Here is an 18,972-nt window from a genome sequence, read left to right on the forward strand (position 1 = left end):
CTACCAGCCTTCGAGCAGCAGCCCGGGCCGCAGCGACAGCCGCGCGGCCTGCCCCTCGGCCAGCTCGAGCACGCTGGCCGCGCCCAGGCACAGCGCCATGCGCATCGGCCGCAGCCCCTCGACGATGCGCGCGATGCGGCCCTCGCGGTCGAGGAACACCACGTCGATCGCATAGCGCATGCCCACGGTGTGCACCGAGCTGCAGCGCGTGATCAGCAGGCCCTCGCCGCCCTCGATGCGCGCACGCCCGAGCAGCCCGCGCGTGCGGTCCCAGCCGCGCTCGGCCACGCGCACCGGGCCGAAGGGCGCGCGGGCGGCGGTGGTGCGGAGCGAGACGATGCGCATGCCCGGCCTTCAGCGCTGGGTCTCGAGGAACTGCATCACCAGCGGGAAGAAGATGATGATGAAGGTCACCGGGAAGATGAAGATCACCAGCGGCCCGATCATCTTCACCGGTGCCTCCATCGCAAGCTTCTCGGCCTGCTGGAAGCGCTCGGTGCGGCGCTGCTCGGAGATCGCGGTCAGCGTGTCGGCCAGGCTCGCGCCCAGCGACTCGGCCTGCGTGAGGTTCGACACCAGGCTCTTGATGTGCTTGTTGTCGAGCCGCTCGGCCATGGCGTTGAGCGCGTCCATGCGGCTCGCGCCGGTGCGCATCTCGCGCATCATGCGGTCGAACTCCTGCCCGAGCGCGCCGCCCGGTCCCTTCTGCACCGCCTGCGCGATCGCGCCGGTGAGGCTCAGGCCGGCCTGGCAGCACAGCGTGATCATGTCGAGGTAGCCCGGCAGCGTGCGCAGGATCTCCTTCTCGCGGCGCTTGCGCCGGTCGCGCATCCACAGCACCGGGTAGTACCAGCCCGCGAGGCACGAGGCCAGCGTGACCCAGACCTTGGTGCCGGCCATCGCGTCGAGCAGGCCCGCGCACCACAGGCCCAGCGCGCCCACCACCAGCAGCGCCACCACCTGCACCGCGATGAACTCCTCGGCCTTGAGCACGAACTCCAGCCCCGCGAGCTGCAGCTGGCGCCGGCGCCGCACCAGCATCGCGGTGGGCGCCATCTCGGAGATGTGGAACTGCAGGATGTTGACCGCGGGCCACACGATGCGCAGCAGCCGCGGCAGCGGGTCCATGTGCGTGCGCTCGGAGGGCCGCGCCTTGCGGATCAGCGAGATCACGTACAGCAGCAGGATCACGCCCGTGGTGGCGCACAGGAAGACGATGGCGAGCAGGATCAGCGAACGCATGGGGCGGCCTCGCGGTGCTCAGATGTCGATCGCGACGATCTTGCGGATCATCAGGTAGCCCAGCAGCAGCATCACCAGCGCCACGGTCATCACCACCCAGCCGATGGTGGTGGTGAACAGCAGCTCCATGGTGGGCTGCATCATGTAGAGCACGCCGCCGAGGAACACCGGGAACAGCGTCATCACCAGCCCCTGGATGCGGCCCTGCGCGGTCAGCGCCTGGATGCGGCCCTCGAGGATCGCCTTGCGCCGCAGCGTCTCGGCCAGCGCCTGCAGCGGTTCCGAGAGGTTGCCGCCGACCTCCTTGGACACGCGCAGCGCCACCACCACCAGCACGAAGTCGGGGATGCCCAGGCGCTGCGCCATCTTCTGGATCGCGTCGTCGAAGCTCACGCCCAGGCGCTGCTCCTTGAGCACCAGCCCGAACTCCTGGCCCAGCGGCCCCTGCTGGTCGCGCACCAGCACCTGCAGCGCCACCGACAGCGCGCTGCCCGTGCGCAGCGCGCTCGCGATGAACAGCAGCGCGTCGGGCAGCTCGGCCTCGATCTGCTTGCGCCGCTTCTTGCGCTGCCAGGCGAACCAGCGCGCCGGCAGCAGGTACAGCACCACCGCCGCCACCGCGCCGCCCATGAGCTTGCCGGTGACGGCCCAGCCCAGCAGGCCGCACAGCGCCACCAGCAGCACGTGGCCCGAGGCGAAGGCCACCGCGTGCTGGGCCTGGAACTCCGAGAGGTTGAGCGTGCGCCGCCCGCTCGACTGCAGCCGCTGCATGAGGCGCGAGGCGAGCTCGGGCGAGCCGCGCAGGAACAGGTAGCCGCACAGCGTGAAGAAGCCCATGCCGCAGAGCACGGAGGCGAACAGCACCAGGGTCTTCATCGCGTCGTCTCCCCGAAGAGGAAGTCCAGGTCGAGCTTCACGCCGTGCTCCTGCAGCCGCGTGAAGAACTCGGGCACGGTGCCCGCGGCCTCGAAGTGGCCCACGGTGCGGTAGTTCTCGTCCACGCCGGTCTTGCGGAAGGCATAGACGTCCTGGAACTGGATCACGCCCTCGGCGAAGCCCGCCACCTCGGTGATCTGCGTGACCTTGCGGCTGCCGCAGGGAAAGCGCGTGAGCTGCACGATCAGGTCCACCGCCGAGGCGATCTGCTCGCGGATCGCGGCCACCGGGATGCTCATGCCGGCCATGGTCACCAGCACCTCCAGGCGCGAGACCGCGTCGCGCGGCGAGTTGCTGTGCAGCGTGGTCAGCGAGCCGTCGTGGCCGGTGTTCATGGCCTGCAGCATGTCGAGCGCCTCGCCGCCGCGGCACTCGCCGACCACGATGCGGTCGGGCCGCATGCGCAGCGCGTTGCGCACCAGGTCGCGGATCGAGATCTGGCCCTTGCCCTCGATGTTGGCCGGGCGCGACTCGAGCGACACCAGGTTCGGCTGCCCCAGCGAGAGCTCGGCGGCGTCCTCGATGGTGACGATGCGCTCGTTGCCCGGGATGAAGTTCGACATCATGTTCAGCAGCGTGGTCTTGCCGGTGCCGGTGCCGCCCGAGACGATGATGTTGAGCTTCTCCTCCACCGCGATGCGCAGGAACTCCACCATCGGCGCGGTCAGCGAGCCGATGCGCTGCATGCCCTCGTGGCCCATGCGGTTCTTCGGGAACTTCCGGATCGTGACGCTGGGCCCGCGCAGCGCCAGCGGCGGAATGATCGCGTTCACGCGCGAGCCGTCCTTGAGCCGCGCGTCGACCATCGGCGAGCTCTCGTCGATGCGCCGCCCGAGCGGCGTGACGATGCGCTCGATGGCGCCGAGCACCGCGATGTTGCTGGTGAAGGCCACGCTGGTGCGCTCGAGGCGGCCGGCGCGCTCGATCCAGATCTCGTCGAAGCGGTTGACCATCACCTCGGTCACGCTCTCGTCCTTGAGCAGCACCTCCAGCGGCCCGAGGCCGATGGCCTCGTCGAGCAGCTGCTGGCTCAGGAGCGCGCGGTCGAGCTCGGCGGGCAGGTCGCGCGTGTCGCGGATGATCTCGGCGATCAGCGCGCGGATGTTGGAGCGCAGCTCCTCGTCCTTCATGTTCGCGGTGTCGACGCGCCGGTTGTCCAGCTGTTGCAGCAGCGTGCGGTGCAGGGTGCGGCGCCACTGCAGCAGCGGGTCCTCCTGCACCGCGGGCACGGCGTCGCGCGAGCGCGTCTCCTCGGCCTCGTGGCCGTCGGCGCGCGGCGCTCGGATCGCGCTGTCGAGCGACACCACCAGCGTGTGGCCGCCGATGATGATCTCCTCGCCGCCCTTGAACGGGCCGTAGCGCGTGACGCGGTTGCCGTCGACCCAGGTGCCGAACAGGCTGCCCTGGTCCTGCACGAACACCTCGTCCTCGTGCAGCACGAACTGCGCATGCTGCTTCGCGACGTTCCAGCCGCTGAGCACGATGCGGCTCGCGGCGTCCTTGCCGACCTGCAGCTCGGGCGCGTCGAACGGGAACTCGCGCACCGGCTGCTGCGGGGAATTGACGAAGACCTTGTGCATGTGGCGCGGCCCGCTCAGGGGGCGATCGGGTTGGCGGGCGAGCCCAGCGGGTTGTCGGGCGCCTCGCTCTCGCGCGGCGGCGCGGGCGGCACCAGGCCGTCGATGCTGGCGGCCGGCGGCGGCGGGCGGCGGCGCTCGGGGTCGGAGCGGTCCTCGGTCAGGGTCTCGAAGTTGCGCGAGACGTCGCCCTCGATCTGGCGCGCGCGCTCGATGCGCGGCTGGCTGTACGAGGGATCGACCACGCGCGGCGTGATGAACACCACCACCTCCTGCTCCTTGTCGTTGTCGGTGTCGGCGCGGAAGGCGCGGCCGATCACCGGCGCCTTGCGCAGGCCCGGCACGCCGTCGCTGGAGCGCGTGGACTCGCGGCTCAGGAGGCCCGACAGCACGATGGTCTCGCCGGCCTTGACGTTGAACTCGGTGTCGGTGCGGCGAATGAGCAGGCCCGGGATGCCCTGCACCGCCACGCTGCGGTCGATGCTGCTGACCTCGGTCAGGATGCTGCCCGAGATGTTGCCCTCGCCGTCGGCGATCGGCTTGATGTTGAGCCGCACGCCGTAGGGCTTGAACTCCACCGAGCCCGCGCCCTGCGTGCTCAGCGCGGGCAGCGGGATCTCGCCGCCGGCCAGGAACTTGGCCTCGCCGCCGCTGCGCGTGCTGAGGTTGGGCGAGGCCAGCAGGTAGGCGTTGCCGCGCTGCACCAGCAGGTTGATCTGCGAGGTCAGGCTGGTGGCGAGGCCGAAGTAGGCCTGCGGCGAGCGGTGGCGCTGCGCGAGGAAGGCCGCGCCCTCGGGCGTGCTGGTGTTGAAGCCGGAGTTGTCGGGCAGGATGCGGTAGCGGCCGTTGCCCGCGATGTCCGAGAACAGGCCGAAGTTGAAGCCGTCGCCCGAGCTCTGCCAGCGCACGCCGAGGTCGTCGAGCGCGGTCTTGGTGAACTCCACGATGCGCACCTGGATGTCGACCATGCGGTCCACGCGGATGCGGTCGGCCGTGGCCAGCGACACCGCGGCCGGCGCGTAGAGCTGGGCGATGGTGTTGAGCCGCTCGACCGCGGCCGGGTCGAGGTTGCTGCCGTCGAGGATCACGCGCTCGCCGACGCGGCGGATGTTCACGCCGGTGATGCCGTGCGTGATCTCGCGCAGCTCCTCGGCGATGCGCTCGAGGTCGACCACGTTGACGCGCACCTTGAGCTTGCGCACGCGCCCGCCCTTCTCCCACACGTGCAGCGTGCTGTCGCCCGCGTCCTGCGCGGTGATCAGCAGGTTGGCGCCATCGAGCACGCGCGCCTCCATCACCTTGCCGCTGCCGATCGCCACGCGCGCCACGCCGGGCATCTTCACGAGCACCATCTGGCCGACGTAGAGCGTGAGCGTCTGCGGCAGGTCCTGCAGCACGGTGGCGCGCTGCGCGATGCGCTGCAGCTCCTCGGGCGTGATCACCGGCGCGACGGCCGGCGGCGGCGCCGGCGGCCGGATGCCGGGCGAGCGCTCGGCGGCGGGCGCGGCGGATGGCGCGGCGAACGGTGCCGCGGAAGGCAGCGACGGCGGCGGCGCGGGGATCGGCACCGCGAGCGCCGCGGGCGCGCCGCCCATGCCGCGCGCGGTCCCCACGTAGGAGCCGCCGCCCGTGATGGTGCCCTCGGCGCCCCGGGCCGCGCCATGAAGGACAAGACACAGCGCGCTCGCTGCCAGGGTGCATCGCTTGAGATTCATTCGGACTTCTTTTCGGAACAACATTCGGAAGCCGCGCCCTCCGCGCGGCCGGCATGGCGGGGAGGCGCTCGCGTCAGCGCACGGGCAGCTCGCCCTGCGGCAGCATCTGGCTCGGGGCGGGCGCCGCACCGCGGTTGCCGGCACCGCCGACGATGTATTCCACGCCCGGGCGCGGCGCCGGACCGCGCGCGGCCACCACCGGGCCGCCGCGCTGCGGCCGGAAGCCGGCCACCACCGCGTCGAGGTCGACCGCGTCCACGCCCGTGTGCATGGTCGCGCGGTCCTCGGGGTTGCGCAGCGCCGCGACGATCTTGCCGAGCCGCTGCGCGAGGATCAGCTTCTGCGCGTCCTGCGGCTGGATCGCGACCGTGACGGTCGAGTAGCGCTGCTGCGCGTAGGGATCGGCATCGGCCGCCACGTCGGGCCGGCGGCGCAGCGCCGCGAACTGCTCGGAGGTGATCTGGCCGGTGGCGCGCACCTCCACGTCCTGCAGCAGCGGCACCACCACCGAGGGCTCGCCGCCGGCCGCGGCCGCGCCCTTGTCGACCACGTACATGAAGTCGATGCGGTCGCCCGCGCGCAGCATGCCCGAGATGGAGCTGATCTCGTCCACGGGAATCGTGACGGCGCGCACGCCCTGCTCGATCTCCTGCGCGAACACCTTGCGCGGCTGCGCGAAGAAGGAGGCCAAGAGCGGCTTGCCCGGCGCCACCGGCACGGTCAGCGTGCGGCCCACGAACTGCTGGAAGGTCTCGGGCGTGAGCGCATCGTTGTGCACGTACTCGTTGGGCACCGAGCGCTTGGCCACCATGTTGGGCATCACGTTGACGCCGTCGGCCAGCGCCTGGCGCGCCACCACCACGTCGCGCCGCTGGCTGTCGGCATCCTTCTCGAGGCTGGCCGCGATCTCGCGCTCGCTGGCGCGCAGGTAGTACCAGCCCAGGCCGGCGGCGAGCACGCCGAGGGCCACCGCGCCGATCAGCGGCGAGAGCCGCCGCACGCTGTGCTTGAACTTGGTGAATCGGGCGGAGGCGGGTTTCATGCGGGAGAGGAGAGAGAGGAAAGGGAAGGCGCTAGAGCGGGAACGACAGCGTGTACGAGTAGGTGGCCCAGGCATCGCGGAAGGCCTTGATCAGCAGCCCCACCACCGAGCGGTCGGCGCCCGGGAAGGTGGCGAACAGCATCGTGGCGAGGATGCCGGCGACGATGGCGTACTCGAGGATGGTCTGGCCGCGCTGGCGGTGCGGGGGAACGTGGCGCGGGCGCTTCATTCGGGCGAGGTCTGGCTGGCGGTGACGACATAGGCCTGATCGCGCTTGACGATGGTCACGGCCATTTCCTCGTTGGTGCGGCGGAACACCAGGGCGCTGCGCTGGCCGCCCTCGATGGTGCGGTCCTGCACCAGCGTCCAGCCCAGGCGCAGCAGCTGCTCGCGCAGGTAGAGCGCATTGGTCTCCACGCTCACGCCGTTGGTCACGACGATGGTGCGGTTGCGCTGGCCCTGGTCCCACGACAGCGTGTCCGACACCACTTGCGAGCCGGCCGGCCGCGGGAAGCCGCGGCCGATGCGCGCGCTGCGCTCCTGCACGTCGCCCACGGGCTCGTAGACCGCGGCCGACACCAGCCGGCCGATGGTGCCCTCGGGCGTGTCGCGCAGCTGCACCGTGACCTGGTAGTCGCCGAAGCGCGCGCCGAGGATGCGCACCGCGCCCAGCGTGGTGACGCCGTAGCCGGGGCGCTCGGCCAGCCACTTCTCGTAGTAGCGCGAGACCTCCTTCATCGGGGCCTTCGACTCCAGCCCGCGGATCTGCATCGGCACCGTGTTCTGCTCGATGTACTCGGCGACCCAGAAGGCGCGCGCATCCCCGGGCACGGGCACCTGCGGCCAGTCGCGCTGCGGCGCGGCCGCGCCGGCCCAGCCCGCGAGCGCCAGCCAGACGCAGGCGCCCAGGCGTCGGATGGTTGCGTGCGTTCGCTTCATGGCCTCAGGGCAGCGTGTTGACCACCGGCGTCGGCGGGAACGCGCGGTAGTAGCGGAACTTGTCGCGCGGGCTGCCGCCGTCGGCATCGGCGCCGCCGCCGGCCTCGCCCGCGGGCGGCGTCTCGCCCGGGAAGCGCTCGAAGCGGTCCAGCGGCGTCTTCTCGAGCGCGTCGCCAGGCGTGAGACCGAAGGTGAGGTTGGAGTTGGCGAAGGCCGGGTAGACCTGGCTGATGCTGTAGGCGGTCTGGTGCAGGCCGCCGCGCAGCTGCTGGTAGAACACGCTGTCGGTCAGCTTCAGCGGCACCAGGCCCTGGATCTTCTTCTCCTCGCGGTTGGTGCCGCCGGCATTCCAGGCCTCGGTCAGCATCGTGACCTGCTCGCCGAGCTCGATCTGCGGCACCAGCGCGAAGGCGGGGTTGGTCTGCGTGACCTTGACCTCGTTGCGCAGGTAGCCGCTGCTGATGAAGGTGAACTTGCCGAGCGAGCCGGTGACGAGGTTGTTGCCCAGCGCGTTCTGCGCCACGCGCACGTTGTCCCACAGCACGTCGGAGGCATTCATCAGCGAGGGCAGCGACTGCGCGGTGCTCGAGGCGGTGACGACCGTGGTGCGCGGATCGACCGCGGGCACCGTGGCCTCGAACTCGGCGATCTCGGTGGCATGGATGCTCGCGCCCGCTTCGCGGCGGTCGCGGAAGATGTGGCGCCGCAGGTCGCGCGTGACCTCGGCATCGGTCTTCTTGATCGCGCCCGAAGCGCCCTTGGCTTCCTCGGCGCTCACGCCGTGCTCGTCGGGCAGCCACACGGTGCGCTGCCAGGCCACCAGCCGCGCGGCCGACACCGTCTGCAGCCGCTTGAGCCCGTACTCGCCGATGGCCGGCACGGCCGCGAGCGCGAGCGCGGCGAAGCTCGCGATCAGGAGCGTCTCGGTCATCGACTGGCCGCGCTGCGTCGCGGCGCGCGGATGCATGCGACGTGCGGTCATTGCCCGTTGTCCTCCTGCGCGCCCGCGCTCACGATCGCGCCGCCGGTGGCGACCGCGCGCGCCCACAGCGAGGGCTCGATGTTGTGCACGTGCCAGTAGGGGCTGAACAGGCTGCGGTGCTCGATGTAGCCGCCCGCGAAGCCGACGTTGTGGCCGCCGACGGTCGGCGGATCGGTGGCCGAGAAGTCGCGCCGCGCCCAGCGGTCCTGCGGCCGGCGGAAGTAGACCTGCGCGGTCGACACCGCCTTCACCTGGTTGCCCGCGAAGTTGTCGCGCAGGCCGGTGCGGCCCTCCTCGCTCGCGTCGCCGAAGCCGGCGACCTGGCCGGTGCGCACGCGCTCGGCGCCCTTCTGCACCACCAGCGTGAAGGCCGGTCCCTTGTCGGTGTTCTTGCCCCACTTGAGCGGATTGGCGCCGCGGATCGCCTGCTCGGCGATCCAGTTGTCGGCCTCGTTGGCGCGCATCGGCGGATGCTCGCGCACGTCGACGTAGCGCGGCAGGCTCCAGCCCTGCGTGAGGTTGGTGCCGATCGAGGTGCGCGGGCCGTAGTGCAGCTTGGCGTTGAACACCAGCACCGGGAAGGCGCCGGGCAGGATGGCGCCGTCGCGGTCGCCGGCCGCGCGCTGGAACGAGCCGCGCTCCATGTAGGCGTGGTCGCCGATCTCGCGGTTCAGGCCGCCGTAGGTGCGGGCCTCGCGCGCATAGCTGCGCAGGGTGAGGCGCTGGCCTTCCCAGCTGCTCATGTAGTTGGGGCCGCCGGCCGCGGCGGCGCCGGCACCGAGGCCGAAGCGGCCGCGCGCGATGTCGCTCGCGCCGCCGATGATGTCGGTGTAGAGCAGGCCGATCGGCAGCTTGATCTCGATCGAATCGGCCGACTGCCAGCGGATGCGGCCCTGCTCCTCGCCGATCAGGTTCTGCGCCGCCACCAGTTCGGTGCCGCCCTTCCATTCGACCAGCCCGGCGAGCGCGTCGCCCGCGATCTCGGCGAAGCCCGGCGGCGAGACCGGGAACTGGTTGGCGATGCCGTGCATCGCGCCGGCCAGGCCCGAACCGATCCAGCTCGCCCAGTCGGGCAGGAAGCGGCGGTTCTTGGTCCAGTCGTCGCGCGTGGCCTGCGCCGCGTGCGCGAAGCGCAGCACCTCGTTGAACTCGTCCTCGTCGAACGGGCCGCGCGTGGACTGGTGGTAGGTGTCGAGGTAGGTGCCGAGGTCGACCACGTACTTGGTCGCGAGGATCGCGGTCTCGCCGGGCGGCACGGTGGCGTCGGGATCGTTGCTGCGCATCACGTCGACGATGAGCTGCGGCAGTTGCGCCACCGTGCTCGCGAGCATCGCGGCCTGGCTCGCGGAGATGCCCTGGTTGAGCACGCGCAGCACGTCCACGCCCACCTGCAGCGGCCGCGAGGCCGGCTCGACGAAGCCCGCGATGCGGTCGGCGGTGCGCTGCAGCCGCTGCGCCTGGCCGACGTTGACCAGCCATTGCAGCGCGAAGATCGGTCCCACGATCGGCAGCCGGCTGCGCTCGAGGTTGCGCAGGCCCTGGAAGCCCTTGGCGATGACCAGGCCCTCCTGGATGTTGGCCGCGCTCGTGATGAAGGCGGCCATCGAGGTCTGCACGCTCGCCAGCGTGGCGATGCTGGCCTCGTTGGCGGCCATCGCGCGGTTGGTGTAGGAGAGGTAGTTGAGCGTGCGCGCGGTGAGCACGCTCGCGCTGTAGGTGGTGGCATCGGCCGTGGCCTGCAGCTTCATCTTCTCGCGCGTGGCGGCGGCCGTGTTGTAGACCACCAGCACGGCGAGGAAGATGAAGGGCAGCATCGCGACGATCCAGACGATCGCCTGGCCCGACTGCCGCCGGGCGCTGCGCGATGGAGGGATGCTCACCTCGCTGGCTCGCCGTTGCGATGGATGCCGCGCGCCGCTCTTACTTCGCGCCGTCGGCGCCGCCCTTGGTATAGGTGCTCATGTTCATGTTGATGTCGGCGTTGGTGGAAGCCTTGCCGGCCGCGGCCTGCGCCTTGGTCACTTCGGCCGTGCCGGTCTTGCCGCCCACTTCCTGCGCCATGCCCGCGACCTGGTTGCGCATGGTCTGGCCGAAGAAGCTGAACACCGCGATCGCCGCGATCGCGATCAGGCCCAGGATGACGAGGTACTCGGTCATGCCCTGGCCGCGGATCTTGATCTGCGAAAGGAGGCGGGCACCGATGCGTGTCAGGCGTTGGCTATGCATTGCGTAGGTTCCTCTGCGAGTTGGCTGCTGTTGAAAAGACAGCCGGATCGTAGGAAGCCGCGCGGCGCCGCCTCGATAGACTTTTTGTGAATGTCGATACGAATTCGTTGTCGATCGCCATTGCATCGCGCGAGAGAATTCTTTGGTAAACACTCTCGCGCCGCGAGGCACTTTCACCTCAGTCCGCGATGCTCGCGCCCTCGAGCCGCAACTGGCTCTGCCGCCGGAACTCGGTCGGCGTCACGCCCTTGATCTCGAGGAAATGGCGATTGAAGTTCGAGACGTTGTTGAAGCCGACCTCGTAGCAGATCGACGTGACATAGCGATCGCTGTGCATCAGCAGCAGGCAGGCCTTGTTCACGCGCACCTGGTTCACGTAGCCGAGGAAGCTGTGGCCGGTGGCACGCCGGAACATGCGGCTGAAGCGGCCCGAGTTCATGCCGAGCTCGGCCGCGATCTCGGCCGCGTTGGCCTCGGCCTCGGGGTTCTTCTCGATGCGCGTGACGATCGCGTTGATGGCATCGATCTGGTTGTCGCCTTCGCCCTGCATGCCCGAGAGCAGCCGGTAGTCGCCGCACTGCGCGAGGTCGGAGAGGAAGTCGCAGAACAGGCTGAAGCGCTTGAGGCCGCGCGCGGCCTTCACGCGCCGCCAGTGCGTCTGCGCCTGCTCGGCCATGCCGAAGAACTCGATGCCGTGGCGCGCGCGCTCGAGCACGCGCACCGCCTCGAGCAGCTCGGGGATCTTCTGCGCGGCCTCGACGATCGGGTCGTGCAGGAACTGGATCACGAGGTCGCGCACGGCCACGCCCTCGGACGGCACCTCGCGCGAGATCCAGTTGTGCGGCAGCTTCGGTCCGCACAGCACGAGGTGGCCGGGCTCGAAGTCGCCGATCCAGTCGCCGACGAAGGCGGTGCCCGAGGTCGCCACGATCAGGTGCAGCTCGTACTCCTCGTGGCAGTGCCAGCGCGCGAGCGGCGTCGGGTAGCCGTGCTTGAGGCAGCGCACCAGGCCGCGCTCCTGCGGGGATTCATAGCCCAGGGCGGGCGAACGGGACATCTCGACTTCGAATTCGGGCAGCAGCTGGCGCGGTGGTCTTTGGCTTGGATTCGGCATGACTTTCTTGGTGTTGGACATGGCGCCGGCCGAACGTGGCGGCGCGGATCGGCCGGCGACGAATCGCCGGCTTCCGAAGTCGAGCGGACCTTCTTTGCGTGTCAGCCGCGAGGCTGCCGATTCCCTGGGTGGGGCCGCTTGCGCGGGGCGGAAGATAGTGAGGGCCACAAGCAAATGCCAGACCCTATGCGGATGACGGCGGTGTTTATGCGCTCATGGCAAACGCCACAGTGGTGCATCTGCGTGCCCTGCCATGGCTGTCTAGACAGCTTGCGCATGCAACCTTTTTTCCTCGTCTTTTCCCATCGGCCCTCTGAATCCCCCGCCGTACGCGAGCCTCCATTGAGCCGTGCGATGGCACCTGTATGCCCATCGCGGCGCCGCGAAGCCGTGTCGGCCGGCGTCGCCCGCGCATGCAGGCCGAAGGCCTACCCGGCGGCCCAGTCCGAACGCACGACCACGCCGCGCGCGGCCAGCCGCTTGCGCATGACGAGCACCGCGCGGTCCTTGCTCAGCAGCAGCGCGCCGCGCGCGACCGCGAGGTCGATGAAGACCTGGTCGTCGGGGTCCTTGCACACGCAGCTCGCGCGCGGCGGCACGCCATCCACCATCACGCAGCGCGCGTCGAACTCGGCCAGCACCGCCTCGGCCGCGCGCTCGCGCTGCGCGAGGCGGCGCACGATCAGCGGATAGCCGAGCACGCGCGCGAGCTCCACGCGCATCGCCGCGGTCGCGAGCCAGCGCAGCCGGCCCTCGGCGAGCGCGGCCGCGAGCGGCGCGCTCTCGGGGTTGTCGAACACCAGCAGGTCGAGCGCGATGTTGGTGTCGATGACGACATCGGCGGGAGCGGCAGCGGCATCGGCGGCGTGCGCGCCGGGGGAAGGCAGGGACATGTCAAATCACACGATGGCGCCCGCGGCGGGACGGGGGCAGGGACAATCGCGCATCCGCCATCGCCCTGTTGCATCTTCTTTCGATGAAGCGATTCTCGCTGCTGTGCCTCCTGCTCCTCGCCGCCGCCGGCGCCCGTGCCGAATGGTTCACCCTGCGCGGCTCGGCCGGCGTGCCTGGCGAGAGCTACGTGCAGGTCGACCCCACCAGCGTGGAGGCCGAGGGCTCGCAGCGCACGATGGCGGTGCGCCTGAGCCTGGCCGCGCCGCGCACCACGCGCGACGGCATCGTGTTCCGCTCGTTCACGAGCCGCGTGCAGGTCGACTGCGAGGCGCGCGCCGCGCGCTATGTGAGCGCCACCTACTACGGCCGGCCCGATTTCGTGGGCGAACCCATCGCGGTGCGCGTGTTCGAGCCGCAGGACCGGCGGCCGATGGCCTTCGCGGGCGCGCCGCCCGATCTCGCGGTGCGCACCGTGAACGCGGCCTGCAGCGTGCGCCCGCCGCGCACCGGTGGCGACGGCGCGGCGCCAGCGCCGGCCGACGCCGCCTCGCTACCCGCGCGCTGAGCCCGCCACCATGTCGAAGCGGAACAGCCGGCACTCGATCGGGCCGTTCCACATCGGCACGCGGCGCGATTCCTTCAGGCGCATGCGCTTGGGCAGCTTGAGGTCGGGCGTGAGCACCCAGGCGGTCCAGCCCGGGTAGTTCTTCTTCCAGTGGCTCGCGAGCTGCGGGAAGAATTCGCCGCCGTCGCCTTCCCCCTCGCCCGCGGCCGGCGCCGCCACCTGCGCGGTCTCGCGCGCGCCGCTGCGCGCCACGCCGCCGATGCCGATGCGCTCGCCGTAGGGCGGGTTCAGCACGATCAGGCCGGCCGCGGCGGGCGGCATGCGCTGCAGCGCGTCGCCGCCGCGGAACTCGACCGCGTGGTCGACGCCCGCGCGCTCGGCATTGCGCTGCGCGAAATCGACCATGCGGTGCGAGACGTCGGAGCCGAAGATGCGCGGCGCGGCGCCCGCTTCGGCCGCCGGCGGTTCGGAGGCGGCGCGCACCGCGGCCCACACGTGGGGCTGGAACGGCAGCAGCTTCTCGAAGCCGAAGCGGCGCAGCCAGCCGGCCGGGATGCCGAGCGCGATCTGGGCCGCCTCGATGGCGATGGTGCCGCTGCCGCAGCAGGGGTCGTACAGCGGCTTGTCGTCGACCTCGCCGGTCTCGGGGTTCCACCAGCCGCTGGCGGCCAGCATGGCGGCGGCCAGGGTTTCCTTCAGCGGCGCGTCGCCCTTGTCCTGGCGCCAGCCGCGCTTGAACAGCGGCTCGCCCGAGGTGTCGATGTAGAGGGTGCAGGTGTCGGTGGTCAGGTGCGCGAACACGCGGCAGTCGGGCCACTGGGTCTCGATGCTGGGGCGCACGCCGCCGGCCTTGGCGCGGAAGCGGTCGGCGATCGCGTCCTTGATGCGCAGGGTGGCGAAGTTCAGGCTCTGCAGCGGGCTGTGCTGGGCCGTGGTCTCGATCTTGAAGGTCTGCCTGGGCGTGAACCAGATCTCCCAGGCCACGCCGCTGGCCAGCCCGTAGAGGTCGTTCTCGTTGCGGTACAGGCCCTGGGCCAGCTCGACCAGCACGCGCTGCGCGAGGCGGCAGTGCAGGTTGAGCTGCAGCACCTCGCGCCAGTCGGCGCGCACCCGCACGCCGCCGCGCAGCATCAGCAGGTCGTCGCCGGCACGGCCGGTGAGCGCATGCACCTCCTGCGCGAGAAACTCCTCGACGCCGGCGGCGCAAGGCAGGAAAAGGGAGAGATCATTCACGGAAGTTCGCTTGGTCGACGGCCGGCTACGGGATTGCCATTGTCGCTGTGTCGCCCTGCTTGCCTATAGTGGTCCGGTCCATGAAGCCCCTGCACGACTCCGCGGCGCCCGCCGCCCACCCCGCCAGCGCCGGCGGAAACCCCTCTTCCCCCGGGGCGGCGCGGGACGACGGCTTCGCCATCCAGTGCGAGGTGCTGCGCATCTCGGTGCAGCCGATCGGGCCGATCCTGGCGGTGCAGTACCTGCTGAACTGCGGCATCGCGGCGCTGTTCGCCTGGCAGTTCTCGCTGCCGCTGTCGCTGGCCTGGCTGGGCCTGATCACGCTGGTGACGGTGATGCGCGCCTTCGTGCCGCAGCGCCTGCCCGAGCCCTTCACGCCCGCGAGCCTGCGCCGCGCCCAGCGCGTGCACGTGCTGCGCACCGGCATCTGGGAGCTGGCGCACGGCGCGGCCGGCGTGCTGCTGTTCGACCCCTCGCGCATCGAGCTGCAGCTGCTGCTGGGCGTGATCGTGATGGGCATGACGCTGTCGGCCGCCTTCTCGGTCTCGTTCTACACGCCGGCCACGCAGCTCGCGATCACGCTGCTGCTGGCGCCGATCATCGTGATGGGCATCTGGCTCGGGCCGCCGATGATGATCGCGGTCGCCGTCATCGGCGCCGGCCTCACCGCCATGATGTGGAAGCTGGTGGCCGAGCGCTCGCGCCAGCTCGAGGAGAACATCGGCCTGCGCCTCAACGAGCGCACCCTGCGCGAGCAGGCGCTGGCCGGCCTGCGCGCCTCCGAGCAGGCCCAGGCCGAGCGGCTGCGCTTCTTCTCGGCCGCCAACCACGACCTGCGCCAGCCGGTGATGGCCATCGGCCTGCAGGCCGAGGTGCTGCGCCAGCAGCTGCGCGAGGGCGCCGACACGATGGCGGTGCAGCACACGGTGGGCTCGCTGGCACGCGCCCAGCAGGCGCTGGAAGGGCTCACCAACCAATTGCTGGAGATCGGCCGCATCGAGGCCGCGGCCGACCCGCTGCGCCCGGCCGCGGTCGCGCTGGCGCCGCTGCTGCAAGAACTCGCGCGCCAGGCCGGCGAGCGCCGCGTGCTGGTGCGCTGCCCGAGCGACGCGGTGGCCTGGAGCGACGCGGTCTCGCTGCGCCGCGTGCTCGCCAACCTGGTGGACAACGCCGTCAAGTTCACGCCCGCGGGCCGCGTGCTGCTGGCGGTGCGCGCACGCCGGCGCGAGGGTGAAGCCGCCTGGCGCGTCGAGGTGCGCGACAGCGGCATCGGCATCGCGCCCGAGGCGCACGAGCGCGTGTTCGGCGACTTCGAGCAGATCGGCAACGTCGAGCGCAACCTGCAGCGCGGCCACGGCCTGGGGCTGGCGATCGTGCGGCGGCTCGCGACCCAGCTCGGCATCGAGGTCGAACTGCGCTCGGCGCCCGGGCGCGGCTCGGTGTTCGCCTTCGAGCTCGCGGCCGCGCCCGCCGACTCGGCGCCGCCGGCGCCGGCCGCCCTCAAGCCGCCGCCCGAGGCCGCACCCGCGCTGCGCCCCGGCCTCGCGGTGCTGGTGGTCGAGGACAACGCCGTGGTCGCCGACAGCCTGCAGTCGCTGCTGCGCCAGTGGGGCGCGCAGCCGCGCGTCTACGGCAGCGCCGCCGAGGCGCTGGCGCTGGCCGACCTGCAGGCGCTCGACCTGGCGCTGTGCGACATCCGGCTGCCGGGCGCGCTCGACGGCATCGCGCTGGCCACCCGGCTGCAGCAGCTCAAGCCCGCGCTGGCCATCTCGCTGGTGTCGGCCGACATCGACGAGGCCACGCAGCGGCTGGCCAACGAGCGCGGCTGGCACGCGCTGCGCAAGCCGGTGCAGCCGGCCGAGCTGCATGCGCTGCTGCGGCGGGCGCAGCGCTGAGCCCCGCGCCACCCGGCGCGGCGTTCCGAGCTATGCTGCGCGCCATCCCCGATGCCGGCCCGTCCGCCGATGCCCAGCGCCCCCTCCGCCCCGACCCTCGCCGAACCGAAGGCCGCCCGCTACACGCCGGTCGCGATCGGGTTGCACTGGCTGCTGGCGCTGCTGATCCTCGGCGCGCTCGCACTGGGCCTGTACATGACCGGGCTGCCGTTCTCGCCGCAGCGCGTGCGCTTCTACAGCTGGCACAAGTGGACCGGCATCGCGATCCTGCTGCTGTCCGCCGTGCGCCTGCTGTGGCGCCTCGGCCATCCGCCGCCCGGCCTGCCCGGCTTCGTGCGGGCCGCCATGCCGCGCTGGCAGCGCGCGGGCCGCACGGCCAGCCACCGCCTGATGTACCTGCTGTTCTTCGCCGTGCCGCTGCTGGGCTGGGCCCAGAGCTCGGCGCTCGGCGTGCCGGTGGTGTGGTTCGGCGTGCTGCCGCTGCCCGATTTCGTGCCCGTGGACCGCGCGCTCGCCGAGCACTGGCTGCAGCCGCTGCACCGGGCCGGCGCCTACCTGCTGGCCGCCGTCTCGGTGCTGCACGTGGCGGCCGTCGTCAAGCACCAGTGGATCGCGCGCGACGGCCTGCTGCGGCGCATGTGGCCCGGGCCGTCATCGACTTCCAGGAAACCCGACGCATGACTTCCCTTCTTCACCGCTGGCACGGTGCGCTGGCGCTCGCCACCCTCCTCCTTCCGGCGGCCCATGCCGAGCCACAGCCCGCGCGGCTGGTGACCGAGAAAAGCCAGATCGTGTTCGTGAGCAAGCAGATGGGCGTGCCGGTCGAGGGTTCGTTCAGGAAGTTCGACGCGCGCATCGCCTTCGATCCGAAGAAGCCCGAGGGCGGCAGCGTGGCGCTGCAGATCGACACGGCGAGCGCGGCCTTCGGCATTCCGATGACCGATGCCGAGCTGCCCAAGGCGCCGTGGTTCGATGCCGCGCATTTCCCGCAGGCCGGCTTCCAGACCACGGCCATCAGGGCGCTCGGCGACGGCCGCTTCGAGATGGCCGGCAAGCTCACGCTCAAGGGCATCGCCAGGCCGCTGACCGTGCCCGTGACGATCGCGCCGGCCGCCAACGGCCAGTCGGTGGCCAGCGGCAGCTTCGTGCTGCAGCGCATCGACTACAAGGTCGGCGACGGCGAATGGACCGACACCTCGGTGATCGCCAACGAGGTGCAGGTGCGCTTCAAGCTGGTCGTCGACGGCCTCGGCGCGCCCTGACCCTTCACATTTCTCCCGCATGCAGCATTCGCCATGAAGAACAAGACACTGCTTCCCGCCGCCCTGCTGGGCCTCGCGCTCGCCGCGTCCGGCCTTGCCGCCGCGCAGGAATACACCGCCCCGCCCGTCGCGGCCAAGCCCGCGGGCGGCCCGGTCAAGGGCGCCAGCTACGTGGTCGACCCGACCCACACCTTCGTGATGTACGAGATGGGCCACTACGGCACCACCACCAACCGCGGCCGCTTCAGCACCAAGGACGGCAGCGTGCAGATCGATGCCGCCGGCACCAGCGGCAAGGTCGACATCACCATGGACATCAGCTCGATCAACACCGGCGTCGACCTGCTGAACCGGCACGTGCAGAGCAAGGACTTCTTCAACGTCGCCGAATTCCCCACCGGCCGCTTCGTCGCCGAGCGCATCGCCTTCAGCGGCGACAAGGTGGCCGAGGTGCCCGGCACGCTCACGCTGATGGGGCAGACCAAGCCCGTCACCCTCAAGGCCGTGCGCTTCAACTGCTACCTGAGCCCGCTGATCAACCGCCAGGTCTGCGGCGGCGACTTCGAGACCACCGTCGAGCGCAGCGACTGGGGCATCACCTGGGGGCTGAACTTCGGCTTCGAGAACAAGGTGAAGCTGCTGGTGCAGGTCGAGGCGGTCAACGTGCAGCAATGAATTCCGAAAGAGAGCACTTCCGATGATCGACACCACCCTTTCCCTGCTCGGCATCGCCGGCGCCATGACCGTGGGCGCGATGAGCCCGGGCCCGAGCTTCGTGATGGTGGCGCGCACGGCCGTGGCCTCGCGCGCCGACGGCCTCGCGGCCGCGCTCGGCATGGGCGCGGGCGGGCTGGTGTTCGCGATCGCGGCGCTCGCGGGGCTGCAGGCCGCGTTCCTCGCGGTGCCGGCGCTCTACCTCGCGATCAAGGGCTTCGGCGGCGCCTACCTGGTCTACCTCGGCATCCGCATCTGGCGCGGCGCGCGGCAGCCGCTCGCGATGGCGCCGGAGGCGGGCACGCCCGCCGCTTCGGGCGGCCGCGGCAAGCGCACCTTCCTGCTCGGGCTGGCCACGCAGGTCAGCAACCCGAAGACGGCCGTGGTCTACGCGAGCATCTTCGCGGCCTTCCTGCCGCGCGAGGTGCCGCTGGTGCTGGCGCTCGCGGTGCCGGCCGTGATCTTCTGCATCGAGACCGGCTGGTACGCCATCGTCGCGCTCGCGCTGTCGTCGGCGGCGCCGCGCTCGGCCTACCTGCGCTACAAGACCTGGATCGACCGCGCGGCCGGCGGCGTGATGGGACTGCTGGGGCTGCGGCTGGTGTGGTCGGCGGTGCGCGGGACCTGAGGCCGATT

At 71.2% G+C, this 18,972-nt stretch carries 20 protein-coding genes; 6 read left to right on the forward strand and 14 right to left on the reverse strand.

Annotated elements, in window-relative coordinates; all coding sequences use genetic code 11:
- The 13 genes from ACEN9J_RS17295 to ACEN9J_RS17355 all read right to left on the reverse strand — a co-directional run bounded on the left by ACEN9J_RS17295 (position 1) and on the right by ACEN9J_RS17355 (position 12,666).
- Entirely contained in the window at positions 1-345 is a 345-nt protein-coding gene (locus tag ACEN9J_RS17295; RefSeq protein ID WP_057595766.1) for a DUF192 domain-containing protein, read from the reverse strand.
- Positions 346-354: 9 nt separating this feature from the next.
- Positions 355-1,242, reverse strand: a complete 888-nt coding sequence (locus tag ACEN9J_RS17300) for a type II secretion system F family protein (RefSeq protein ID WP_057595765.1) — start codon at positions 1,240-1,242, stop codon at positions 355-357.
- Between the two features lie 18 nt (positions 1,243-1,260).
- A complete protein-coding gene (locus tag ACEN9J_RS17305) occupies positions 1,261-2,118 on the reverse strand; it encodes a type II secretion system F family protein (protein WP_413761621.1) in 858 nt (285 codons plus the stop codon).
- Complete coding sequence (locus ACEN9J_RS17310; RefSeq protein WP_413761622.1) at positions 2,115-3,758, reverse strand: ATPase, T2SS/T4P/T4SS family; 1,644 nt, start codon at positions 3,756-3,758, stop codon at positions 2,115-2,117. The genes ACEN9J_RS17305 and ACEN9J_RS17310 overlap by 4 nt, the downstream gene beginning before the upstream one ends.
- A gap of 14 nt (positions 3,759-3,772) precedes the next feature.
- On the reverse strand, positions 3,773-5,470 hold the full coding sequence (locus ACEN9J_RS17315) for a type II and III secretion system protein family protein (protein WP_413761623.1): 1,698 nt from the start codon (positions 5,468-5,470) through the stop codon (positions 3,773-3,775).
- Positions 5,471-5,543: 73 nt separating this feature from the next.
- Positions 5,544-6,512, reverse strand: a complete 969-nt coding sequence (cpaB, locus tag ACEN9J_RS17320) for a Flp pilus assembly protein CpaB (protein ID WP_057595761.1) — start codon at positions 6,510-6,512, stop codon at positions 5,544-5,546.
- Positions 6,513-6,543: 31 nt separating this feature from the next.
- The gene (locus tag ACEN9J_RS17325) at positions 6,544-6,741 is read right to left on the reverse strand and encodes a hypothetical protein (RefSeq protein WP_057595760.1); all 198 of its coding nucleotides are present in this window, start codon (positions 6,739-6,741) and stop codon (positions 6,544-6,546) included.
- Complete coding sequence (locus ACEN9J_RS17330) at positions 6,738-7,451, reverse strand: hypothetical protein (RefSeq protein ID WP_413761624.1); 714 nt, start codon at positions 7,449-7,451, stop codon at positions 6,738-6,740. Before ACEN9J_RS17330 ends, ACEN9J_RS17325 begins: the two co-directional genes overlap by 4 nt.
- Positions 7,452-7,455: 4 nt before the next feature.
- The gene (locus tag ACEN9J_RS17335; RefSeq protein ID WP_413761625.1) at positions 7,456-8,433 is read right to left on the reverse strand and encodes a hypothetical protein; all 978 of its coding nucleotides are present in this window, start codon (positions 8,431-8,433) and stop codon (positions 7,456-7,458) included.
- On the reverse strand, positions 8,430-10,313 hold the full coding sequence (locus ACEN9J_RS17340; RefSeq protein WP_057595757.1) for a Tad domain-containing protein: 1,884 nt from the start codon (positions 10,311-10,313) through the stop codon (positions 8,430-8,432). Before ACEN9J_RS17340 ends, ACEN9J_RS17335 begins: the two co-directional genes overlap by 4 nt.
- A 40-nt stretch (positions 10,314-10,353) precedes the next feature.
- Positions 10,354-10,659 carry a Flp family type IVb pilin gene (locus ACEN9J_RS17345; protein ID WP_057595756.1) on the reverse strand — a complete coding sequence of 102 codons (306 nt, stop codon included), beginning with the start codon at positions 10,657-10,659 and terminating at the stop codon, positions 10,354-10,356.
- 178 nt (positions 10,660-10,837) lie between these two features.
- Positions 10,838-11,773, reverse strand: a complete 936-nt coding sequence (locus ACEN9J_RS17350; RefSeq protein WP_057595780.1) for an AraC family transcriptional regulator — start codon at positions 11,771-11,773, stop codon at positions 10,838-10,840.
- A 428-nt stretch (positions 11,774-12,201) separates the two neighbouring features.
- Positions 12,202-12,666: a putative toxin-antitoxin system toxin component, PIN family gene (locus tag ACEN9J_RS17355; RefSeq protein ID WP_413761626.1), complete on the reverse strand. Its 465-nt coding sequence runs from the start codon at positions 12,664-12,666 to the stop codon at positions 12,202-12,204.
- A gap of 83 nt (positions 12,667-12,749) precedes the next feature.
- On the opposite strand from ACEN9J_RS17355, the gene ACEN9J_RS17360 reads away from it, so the two are divergent.
- Positions 12,750-13,232 (forward strand): surface-adhesin E family protein, encoded by a 483-nt coding sequence (locus tag ACEN9J_RS17360; protein ID WP_057595754.1) that lies wholly within the window; start codon positions 12,750-12,752, stop codon positions 13,230-13,232.
- Here the strand turns inward: ACEN9J_RS17360 and ACEN9J_RS17365 are convergent.
- The gene (locus ACEN9J_RS17365; protein WP_057595753.1) at positions 13,218-14,465 is read right to left on the reverse strand and encodes a THUMP domain-containing class I SAM-dependent RNA methyltransferase; all 1,248 of its coding nucleotides are present in this window, start codon (positions 14,463-14,465) and stop codon (positions 13,218-13,220) included. The two genes, ACEN9J_RS17360 and ACEN9J_RS17365, sit on opposite strands and share 15 nt — an antisense overlap.
- 80 nt (positions 14,466-14,545) lie before the next feature.
- Between ACEN9J_RS17365 and ACEN9J_RS17370 the strand changes: the two genes are divergently transcribed.
- The 5 genes from ACEN9J_RS17370 (at position 14,546) to ACEN9J_RS17390 (ending at position 18,964) form a co-directional block, all read left to right on the forward strand.
- Positions 14,546-16,360, forward strand: coding sequence for a hybrid sensor histidine kinase/response regulator (locus ACEN9J_RS17370; RefSeq protein ID WP_413761627.1), 1,815 nt, complete (start codon positions 14,546-14,548; stop codon positions 16,358-16,360).
- Between the two features lie 69 nt (positions 16,361-16,429).
- A complete protein-coding gene (locus ACEN9J_RS17375) occupies positions 16,430-17,041 on the forward strand; it encodes a cytochrome b (protein ID WP_057598366.1) in 612 nt (203 codons plus the stop codon).
- Positions 17,038-17,622 carry a YceI family protein gene (locus tag ACEN9J_RS17380; RefSeq protein ID WP_413761628.1) on the forward strand — a complete coding sequence of 195 codons (585 nt, stop codon included), beginning with the start codon at positions 17,038-17,040 and terminating at the stop codon, positions 17,620-17,622. The genes ACEN9J_RS17375 and ACEN9J_RS17380 overlap by 4 nt, the downstream gene beginning before the upstream one ends.
- A gap of 33 nt (positions 17,623-17,655) precedes the next feature.
- A complete protein-coding gene (locus ACEN9J_RS17385) occupies positions 17,656-18,297 on the forward strand; it encodes a YceI family protein (protein WP_413761629.1) in 642 nt (213 codons plus the stop codon).
- A gap of 22 nt (positions 18,298-18,319) precedes the next feature.
- Complete coding sequence (locus ACEN9J_RS17390) at positions 18,320-18,964, forward strand: LysE family translocator (RefSeq protein ID WP_413761630.1); 645 nt, start codon at positions 18,320-18,322, stop codon at positions 18,962-18,964.
- The last annotated feature ends 8 nt before the right edge of the window (positions 18,965-18,972 follow it).

This window comes from Variovorax sp. Varisp41 (assembly GCF_047325085.1).
Lineage (GTDB): Bacteria > Pseudomonadota > Gammaproteobacteria > Burkholderiales > Burkholderiaceae_C > Variovorax.